This window comes from Bradyrhizobium sp., from assembly GCF_050014615.1.
Classification (GTDB): domain Bacteria; phylum Pseudomonadota; class Alphaproteobacteria; order Rhizobiales; family Xanthobacteraceae; genus Bradyrhizobium.
In genome coordinates, this window is the sequence record NZ_JBEKCZ010000349.1 from 1 (window position 1) to 6,144 (window position 6,144).

The 6,144-nt window shown below is 63.0% G+C and carries 4 protein-coding genes and 1 pseudogene; all 5 read right to left on the bottom strand.

The features are described 5' to 3' along the window. Positions 1-303: 303 nt before the first annotated feature. Positions 304-1,407 carry an alkene reductase gene (locus tag ABR948_RS29375; protein WP_428124805.1) on the bottom strand — a complete coding sequence of 368 codons (1,104 nt, stop codon included), beginning with the start codon at positions 1,405-1,407 and terminating at the stop codon, positions 304-306. 351 nt (positions 1,408-1,758) lie between these two features. Further along, positions 1,759-2,262 carry a DUF1993 domain-containing protein gene (locus tag ABR948_RS29380; RefSeq protein WP_428124807.1) on the bottom strand — a complete coding sequence of 168 codons (504 nt, stop codon included), beginning with the start codon at positions 2,260-2,262 and terminating at the stop codon, positions 1,759-1,761. A gap of 168 nt (positions 2,263-2,430) precedes the next feature. Continuing rightward, positions 2,431-3,720: pseudogene (locus ABR948_RS29385) on the bottom strand (lytic murein transglycosylase). Positions 3,721-3,865: 145 nt separating this feature from the next. Beyond that, entirely contained in the window at positions 3,866-5,086 is a 1,221-nt protein-coding gene (sbmA, locus tag ABR948_RS29390) for a peptide antibiotic transporter SbmA (protein ID WP_428124809.1), read from the bottom strand. 357 nt (positions 5,087-5,443) lie between these two features. Continuing rightward, positions 5,444-6,144 (bottom strand): helix-turn-helix domain-containing protein (locus ABR948_RS29395; RefSeq protein WP_428124811.1); only part of this gene is annotated, 701 nt, incomplete at its 5' end.

Here is a 6,144-nt window from a genome sequence, read left to right on the forward strand (position 1 = left end):
AGCGCGCGCGCCGCATCGGGCTGGCCGGAATTAAAGGCCGCGGTGGCGCGGCGAACGATGTCCTCGGCGGTGTTTTGGTTCATGCTCCGCACATTAGAACAACGCAGCCGGTCCGCAAAGAAGCGGCGGGCGCGGGGGTTAGCAAAAAGGGCCGGGAGTGATCCCGGCCCTTGCATTTCCACCGCTGTCATCGTCCGCGCAGGCGGACGATCCAGTACGCCGAGCCTTCTCGATTCTATCGCTGACGCCGGCGATTACTGGATACCCGCTTTCGCGGGTATGACGGCTTGCTATGTGTCTAGATCACTGCGCCGCATCCAGCGCTTCGCCGAGCGCCGGGTAATCCGTGTAGCCCTTGGCGCCGCCGCCGTAGAACGTGGCCTTGTCGGGGGCGTTCAACGGTGCGCCGCGCTTGAGGCGCTCGACCAGATCCGGATTTGAAATGAACGGTTTTCCGAACGCGATCAGGTCGGCTTCATTGGCCGCGAGCACCCTGGTGGCGAGATCGAAATCATAGCCATTGTTGGCGATATAGGCGCCCTTGAAGCGCTTGCGCAAAGAGCCGTAGTCGAACGGCGCGATGTCGCGCGGGCCACCAGTCGCGCCCTCGATGACGTGGATGTAGCTCAGCTTCAGCGCATTGAGATGATCGACGATATAATCGAACAGCGGCTGCGGATTGCTGTCGGAGACGTCGTTGGCGGGTGTCACCGGTGAAATCCGGATGCCGGTTCGCTCATTGCCGATTTCCGCGCTGACGACCTTGGAGACTTCGAGCATCAGCCTGGCGCGGTTCTCGATCGATCCGCCATAGGCGTCGGTGCGCTTGTTGGTGCCGTCTTTGGCAAACTGATCCAGCAGATAGCCGTTGGCGCCATGAATTTCGACGCCGTCGAAGCCCGCGGCCAGCGCGTTGGCGGCGCCACGCTTGAAGCTCTCGATGATCCCGGGGATTTCCGAAAGCTCGAGCGCGCGCGGTTCGGAGATGTCGGTGAAGGTGCCGCCGACAAAGGTCTTGCCCTTGGCGCGGATCGCCGAGGGGGCGACCGGCGCGCCTTCATTGGGCTGCAGCGAGGTATGCGAAATGCGGCCGACATGCCAGGCCTGGAGGAAGATGCGTCCGCCGCGCTCGTGCACGCGGTCCGTCACCTTGCGCCAGCCGGCGACCTGCTCCTTCGAATAAATGCCGGGCGTGTCCTGATAACCCTGGCCCTGCTGCGAGACCTGGCTCGCTTCGGTGATCAACAATCCAGCGGAGGCGCGCTGCCCGTAATACTCGACCGCCAGTGGACCGGGCACCAGACCGGCACCCGCGCGGTTGCGGGTCAGGGGCGCCATCACAACGCGATTGGGCAGCGTGATCGGGCCAAGTTTGTACGGCTCGAAGAGTTTGGTCGGTGTGCTCATTTTTGCTGTTCCGGTAAGTGGCGGGAAATTGGCGGGGAAACTGGTAAGTCCGATTGAATTGGCGAGTGACACTGAAATGTGCACTGCAACCGCTCGCAGCAAGGCCGCGCGCGATCAGGATTTTGCGAGCGAGTGGGGCGAGGATTGATTTGTCACCGTCGGGAATGATGCAGCAGGAGTGTTCTCCCGGAGGAGGCTTTGGTGGTTGAACAATTCCGTCAACGACTGGGGGCCCATCTCCCGTCATTCCGGGGCGCGCGACGCGCGAACCCGGAATCTCGAGATTCCGCGATGTGCAATTGCACATCTGAGGTCTGGTGCTCACGCACCATCCCGGAATGACGGTGCGTATCAGCTCACGCCCAGAAAATCGCGCTTGCCGATTTCCACGCCGTTGTGCCGCAGAATGCCGTGGGTGGTGGTGGCGTGGAAATAGAAATTCGGGAAGGCGACGTGGCTGAGGAATTGCTGTCCCTTGAGGGTCATGGTTTTTTCCGGACCGGCGGGGAAGGTGACGTCGCGGGCGTCGGCACCCTCGAATTGCGCGGGCTTGAACGTCTTCAGGTAGTCGCTTGTTTTGGCCAGCCGCTGCCGCAACTCCTCGAAGGTCTTTTCGGTGTCGGGCGTCGATGGCACGTCGCTGTGCGTCAGCCGCGCGCAGCCCTTGGCGGCGAAGTCGCAGGCGAGTTGGACCTGCTTCGACAGCGGCAGCATGTCCGGATAGAGCCGCGCCCCGAGCAGCACCTCGGGCTGGATGTTCTTCGCCTTGCAGTGTGCCTCGGCCTTGGTGAGAAGACCCGAGAGGCTGCCGAGAATTTGCAGGAAGGCCGGAACGGTGGCGTCATAGAAGGACATCTGAGGCTCTTTTCGATTCTAGAGGGGGGTTCGAATAGCATCGAACCCTTCCTGTCGTCGCCCGGCTTGACCGGGCGATCCAGTACGCCGTGTCGCTTATCGTGTGAATGCATCGGCGCCTCGGATTACTGGATGCCCCGCTTGAAGCGGGGCATGACGGCGGAGAGCCTACCTCTGCGCCGCCGCGCCCGGCGCAGGCGCTGGCGCCCGCGGGCCGCGCATCCGCGCCAGCAATTCGGCGGTGGGCCAGGAATCGGCGGGCAGGCCGTATTTGATCTGCATCGCCTTGACGGCGCTGCCACCAGTAATTGCTGCAGCTCGCGCAGCTCGTTGAAGGGCAGTTGCACTACCGGTGCCGCCGGGCGATGCAGTGGCGCCGCGCCGGCGATGCGGGTCGCGAGATAGCCGGCGGTGGTCGAATAGATCAGCGAGTTATTCCACTCGGTATAGGCGGCGAAATTGGCGTAGGCCAGAAACGCCGGCCCGCTGCGGCCCATCGGCAGCAGCACCGAGGCCGGCAATTCGTCGGCCGGCAGCGCCTTGCCGTCAGGATAGGTCACGCCGAGCTGCGCCCATTTCGAGCGCGGCAGCTGGATGGTCAGGTCAGCCTGGTCCCACGGCAGGCTCGGCGGCACGCGCACTTCCTGCAGCCAGGGTTCGCCGCGCCGCCATTTCAACCCGTTGGCGATGTAGTTCGCGGTCGAGCCGATCACGTCCTCCGGGCTGCGCAGCAGGTTGCGACGGCCGTCGCCGTCGTAATCGACCGCATAGGTGAAATAATGCGTCGGCAGGAACTGGGTTTGCCCGAGCTCGCCGGCCCAGGAGCCGACCATCTCGTCCGGCGCCAGATCGCCGCGGTCGATGATCTTCAGCGCGGCGATGGTCTCGTTGCTAAAGCGCTCGGAGCGGCGGCAATCATAGGCCAGCGACACCAGCGAGCGCAGCGTCGGCAGGTTGCCCATGTTGGCGCCGAAATCGCTTTCGAGCCCCCAGAACGCCGCGATCACGGCCGGCGGCACGCCGTATTCCTTCTCGGCGCGCGCAAAGGCGTCGGCATAGGTCTTGATGTGGGCCTGGCCCTGCTGCATCCGGTACGGCGCCGCCATGCGGCCGGCGAATTCAGTGAACACCTGCCCGAACACGCGCTGGCCGCGGTCGCGGTTGACGATGCCCTGGTCGTAGACGGTCGTAGACCAGATAAGGCGAGGCTTCGGCAATGGCGCGCTGCGACACCCCGGCGGCAACCGCCTGCTGTTTCAGATCGGCCAGGAAGCGGTCGAACGATTGGCCGTTGTGGCAGGAGGCCGCGCGGGAGGAGGGGGCGGCGGGTGGTCTGGCTCGTGCGGCAGTTGGTTGATCTGCCGGTGCAGTCAGCTGAGCTAGCGCGGGCAGTGGTACGCATGAGATCGCCAATAAGATTGCGCCGAGAAATAATGGTGCCGTTGAAAACGTTCGCATGCGGAGACCAATCGGGTTTCTATTCGCGGAAGACGGCTGTTCGTAGCATCACGGCGGGACAACGTCATCACCGGAAGTCACTCCGATATGTCGTCCCGGCGAACGCCGGGACGACAATGATAGGCAGCAATTGTGTACGGCCCCATCACAACAACGACGCCGGCTCCGCCTCCGCTTCGATCGCGGGCAGCGGCGCGCCGACGATCATGGCCTCGAAGCCGCGCAGCCGTTGATAGATCGAGATCAGTTCGACAATCGTACTCCACGAATTGACCAGGTACTGAAACGAGGTTCGCACCTGCGTGAACGCATTGAGGATCTGGTTCATCGCGCCGAGCGTGATCTTGCCGGCGACGATGGTCGGCGCCAGCAGGATGTAGGGGAAGACGACGTCGGTCTGCAGATAGACGATGCGGCCGACGTTGAAATACAGGAAGTTCAGATAAAGCCGGAAATAATTCCGGCGAATGTTGACGAACAGCGCGTCAAGCGTCGGCGGGTCGGCGTGGGTGGAATCATCCTCGCCCAGCACGAGCTCCTTGCGATAGGCCGCCTCGACGCGCTGGTTGAAGAATTCGATGCCGGGCAGCCGGATGCCGATCAGCGCCAGTGCGCCGGTTCCGAACAACGACCAGATCACCGCGGCGAACACCAGCGGATAGGGGATGGAGCCGATCAGCGGCAGCTCGGTGACATTGCTGGAAAGTCTTAGGAGAACCGGCAGGAAGGCCAGCAGCGTCAACACCGCGCTGATCAGATTGACGCCGAGGCCTTCCACGGTGGTGGCAAACCGCATGGTGTCTTCCTGCACCCGCTGCGAGGCGCCCTCGATGGTGCGCAGCCGCGGCCAGTTGGCGACGTAGAAGTCGTTCATCGCGGTGCGCCAGCGGAAGATGTAGTGGCTGACGAAGAACCGCGTCATCACGCCGACCACGACCGCGACCAAAGCGATGCCGGCGAAGGTCGACAATTCGCTGTAGAATTCCTCGACCGTGACCACCTTCGACTTCGACAGCGCGGCCTGGACCAGATCGTAGAACGGCCCGTACCAGCTGTTGATGGCGACGCTGACCTGGACCTGAAAGTAGGAGGTGAACAGGATCAGCGCGGAGCCGATGATCGACCATGGCGCCCAGGGATGCGGCGCGAACCACATCCAGGCGCCCGCGAACAGCGCGACACAAATCGCAAAATAAAGGTCGAACCACAGCGACGGCACTGACCAGAACAGCGCCACGCCGACAATTGCGTGGGACGAATCCACGAGATTGCTGGCGAAGCCATACCAGAACGCCATCGCCAGCGCCGCCCAGGCGATGGCCGACCAAAAGAACAGCTTGGGTCTGGGAAAAAATGAAACGAACATGGGTGGGGTCCACTCCCGGGGTCAGATGCGACGAAGGCTCGAAACACCATAGACGCTGTGGCGGATTAGCCAACGGGGTCGTTTTGAAGCGGTGGCATTGTGAGTACTGATTTACTCCTGGCCGTCATCATCCGCGAAAGCGGATGATCCAGTATTCCAGAGGCGCCGATGATGGAATCGAGAAGCTGCAGCGTACTGGATACCCCGCATGCGCGGGGTATGACGAGTTTTTCGTCATTGCGAGGAGCGACTTGTCCGCCGTAGCTCAACGAGCGAAGGCGGAAACGACGAGGCAATCCACGCTTGCTTCCTTGTTGCATCATGGATTGCTTCGCTATCGCTCGCAATGACGGTCCCTCACACCTCCCGCGCATTGCTGAACGCGAATGACGACACCCGTCTGGTGTTCTCGTCGAGAATGAGCGTGCGCGTGATCGGCGGTTCGGCGCGCTGGCTGCAGTTTTCGCGCTCGCAGAGCCGGCAGTTGACGCCAATCGGCGTGCCCTCGGTCTTCTCCAGATCCATGCCGGTGGCGTAGACCAGTTTTGTCGCGTGGCGGATTTCGCAGCCCAGCCCGATCGCAAAGCGCGGCTGCGGTTGCGGATGCGGCGCCACCGGCCGGCGCAGCATCTGCGCGATCGAGAAATAGCGGGTGCCGTCGGGCAGTTCGATCACCTGCTTGAGCAGGCGGTCCGGCGTATCGAAGGTCGAATGCACGTTCCACAGCGGGCAGGTGCCGCCGAATTTGGAAAACGGAAAGGTGCCCGAGGAAAATCGCTTGGAGACATTGCCGGCATTGTCGACCCGCAGCAGGAAGAACGGCACGCCGCGCGCATTGGGCCGCTGCAGCGTGGTCAGGCGATGGCAGACCTGCTCGAAGCCGGCATTGAAACGCTGCGCCAGCACATGGACGTCGTAGCTCAGCGCTTCCGCCGCGCTGTGGAACGCCTGGTACGGCATCATCACCGCGGCCGCGAAATAATTCGCCAGCGTAATCCGGTAGAGCCGGCGCGGGGTGTCGTCGAGCGGACCGGCGCGGCCGGTGATGGTCTCGAAAC

Coding starts and splice junctions, on each gene's coding strand:
- ABR948_RS29375 (WP_428124805.1), bottom strand. CDS start 1,407: ATGAGCACACCGACCAAACTCTTCGAGCCGTACAAACTTGGCCCGATC.
- ABR948_RS29380 (WP_428124807.1), bottom strand. CDS start 2,262: ATGTCCTTCTATGACGCCACCGTTCCGGCCTTCCTGCAAATTCTCGGC.
- sbmA (WP_428124809.1), bottom strand. CDS start 5,086: ATGTTCGTTTCATTTTTTCCCAGACCCAAGCTGTTCTTTTGGTCGGCC.